General features: G+C 32.0%; 3 protein-coding genes. 1 reads left to right on the forward strand and 2 read right to left on the reverse strand.

Annotated features, from left to right (window positions below):
* The first annotated feature begins 19 nt into the window (after positions 1 to 19).
* On the forward strand, positions 20 to 424 hold the full coding sequence (locus Q0352_RS02180; RefSeq protein WP_299522902.1) for an HU family DNA-binding protein: 405 nt from the start codon (positions 20 to 22) through the stop codon (positions 422 to 424).
* Between the two features lie 89 nt (positions 425 to 513).
* Here the strand turns inward: Q0352_RS02180 and uvrB are convergent, their stop codons facing one another.
* Positions 514 to 2,502, reverse strand: a complete 1,989-nt coding sequence (uvrB, locus tag Q0352_RS02185; protein WP_299522905.1) for an excinuclease ABC subunit UvrB — start codon at positions 2,500 to 2,502, stop codon at positions 514 to 516.
* 326 nt (positions 2,503 to 2,828) lie between these two features.
* The coding region (locus Q0352_RS02190; protein WP_299522908.1) for a T9SS type B sorting domain-containing protein at positions 2,829 to 3,038 on the reverse strand (210 nt) is incomplete at its 5' end.

Below are 3,038 nucleotides of genomic sequence, written 5' to 3' on the forward strand. Positions count from 1 at the left end.
TAATACATAAAAGAATACGATGGCCATACGTTACAGAATTACCAAGCGAACAAATAACATAAACCCCGCTAAAGAAAGTAATTATATTATGCAGTCTGTTTCTACAGGTACTATAGATTCTAGAAGGTTAAGTAAGGAAATTAGTATGGAAAGTACTTTAAGTCCTACGGATGTTTATGCAGTATTATTTGCGTTAGGTGAAAAGTTGCAATTTCATTTACAAGAAGGTAAAACAGTTGACCTTGAAAATATTGGTAAGTTTAAATTAGGGTTTAAATGTAAGGCAGAAGAAGACCCTTTAAATCTTAATCCAAAACGAAGCATTTCAAAATATCATTTAAATTTTCAACCGTCGGTGTTTATAAAGCGATTACTTAAAAAAGGGATTACTACCTATAAAGAGGGCAGTAGAAGTAAAGATTGATAACTGTATTAAATAAACACTTCGACAAGCTCAGTGTGACAAAAAGTAGAAAATTGCAAAAATATAATAACACTTAAAAAGTAATAATTTTACACTTTTTCTTTCAACATTTTAATTTCATCACGAAGTTTAGCAGCAACAATAAAATCTAGTGCCTTAGCAGCTTCTTCCATATGTTTTCGTTTTTCACGAATGCGCTTTTCAATTTCAGGTTTCGTTAAATAAGCTAATTCTTCTTCGGCAGCCATATTTGCAGTCGCATCATAATGGTAAGATGAGCCTGTATTTTTAGCCAACGTATTTTCAATACTTTTAATAATTTGGGTAGGCGTAATGTTGTTTGCAGTATTGTAGGCAATTTGTTTTTCTCTTCTTCTTTCAGTTTCATCAATAGTCAATTGCATACTTTTTGTAATTTTATCAGCATACATAATGGCTTTTCCTTTTACGTTTCTTGCAGCTCTCCCAATGGTTTGTGTAAGTGAACGATGTGAACGTAAAAAACCTTCTTTGTCAGCATCTAAAATAGCAACTAAAGAAACCTCAGGTAAATCTAATCCTTCACGTAATAAGTTTACGCCAATTAAAACATCAAAGACTCCTTTTCGTAAATCAGCCATAATTTCAACACGTTCTAACGTATCAACATCTGAGTGAATATAGCGACAACGAATTTGAATTCTACTCAAATATTTTGTCAACTCTTCAGCCATTCGTTTGGTAAGTGTAGTTACCAAAGTTCGTTCATCTAATTCTACTCTAACTTGAATCTCTTCAATTAAATCATCAATCTGATTGATACTTGGTCGAACCTCTATTTCAGGATCTAATAAACCGGTTGGTCTAATTACTTGTTCAACAAAAACACCTTCCGTTTTTTGTAATTCGTAATCTGCAGGGGTGGCACTCACAAAAATAACTTGATTCTGAATTTCTTCAAATTCTTCAAATTTTAAAGGACGGTTATCCATTGCTGCAGGCAATCTAAAACCGTATTCAACTAAATTTACTTTACGTGATCTGTCTCCACCATACATTGCATGAACTTGTGGGACCGTAACATGACTTTCATCAATAATCATTAAATAATCGTCTGGGAAATAATCTAATAAGCAAAAAGGTCTACTTCCTGGTTCACGACCATCTAAGTAGCGCGAATAATTTTCAATTCCACTGCAATAACCCAATTCACGAATCATTTCTAAATCAAATTCAGTACGTTCTTTTAAACGTTTTGCTTCTAAATGCTTACCAATTTCTTTATAATAATCGTATTGTTTCATTAAATCTTCCTGAATTGCATGAATTGCATTTTGCAACACATCAGGAGAAGTAACAAATAGGTTTGCAGGATATATATTTAATTGCTCAAATTTTTCAACAACTTGATTATTAGTCACATCAAAACTTTCCATTTCTTCAATTTCATCACCGAAGAAATGAATTCTATAGGCATGTTCACCGTATGAAGGGTAAACAGTAATGGTGTCACCTTTCACTTTAAAAGTTCCGCTAGAAATCTCAGTTTCTGTTCTAGAATATAAACTTGTAACTAATTGATGTAAAAATTTGGTACGAGAAATTTCTTCATTTACTTCAATAGAAATGATATTTTTTTTGAATTCAACTGGATTTCCAATACCGTAAATACAAGAAACCGAAGCAACAATAATAACATCTCTTCTGCCTGAAAGTAGGGCAGATGAAGCACTAATACGTAATTTTTCAATATCCTCATTAATAGATAAATCCTTTTCAATATAAGTTCCTGTAGTTGGTAAATAAGCTTCAGGTTGATAGTAATCGTAATAGGAAACAAAATATTCTACAGCATTGTTGGGATAAAACTGTTTAAATTCAGAATACAATTGTGCAGCCAGCGTTTTATTATGCGCTAAAACTAAGGTTGGTTTTTGAACTTCTTGAATTAAATTAGCAACCGTAAATGTTTTTCCAGATCCAGTTACACCAAGTAAAGTTTGATATTTTTCATTTGATTTTATACCACTTACAAGCTGCTTTATTGCTTCAGGTTGGTCACCGGTTGGTTTAAAATTTGATTCTAATTTGAATTGCATGTTGCAAAAATAAACTAATTTATATTGTTTTTGTAGAAATGTTCTTCAAAACCAAAGTTCGATATAAACGAGAATATTAATATATGAATATCAGCTGTTTGTGTCCTTTCGACTGAAAGGAAGCAATCTCATGAAGAACTACAACGAAAAAGATTACTTCGTTGCTATCGCGCATCGTAATGACGTAATGTTTGCGTCATTGCGAAGGAGGTATGACTGTGACAATCTGTATATTGATGGTGAAATTTGCAATGATTATACATTAAAATTTCTGATAATTAGTTATTTGCATTTAACATTACGTCGAACTCAGGTTCAAAATAAAATTACCTTCTAATTAAGCTAAAATGCCCTTTTCTAATTCTTATATTTCCAATGGCATCAACTAATTCAACTGAGAACCAGTAATCGGTTGCGGGTAATTGCCTTCCTTTAAATAAACCATCCCAACCATCTCCTCTTGGATTAATTTGAGTGATGAATTTTCCAAACCTATCAAAAATATAAATGTTAGAACTAGCATAAAAGTTTTCGTT

This window comes from uncultured Lutibacter sp., from assembly GCF_937891065.1.
Lineage (GTDB): Bacteria > Bacteroidota > Bacteroidia > Flavobacteriales > Flavobacteriaceae > Lutibacter.

What these genes read in the sequence shown, in the direction of transcription:
- Q0352_RS02180 (WP_299522902.1), top strand. Translation starts at nt 20, where the DNA reads ATGGCCATACGTTACAGAATTACCAAGCGAACAAATAACATAAACCCC.
- uvrB (WP_299522905.1), bottom strand. Translation starts at nt 2,502, where the DNA reads ATGCAATTCAAATTAGAATCAAATTTTAAACCAACCGGTGACCAACCT.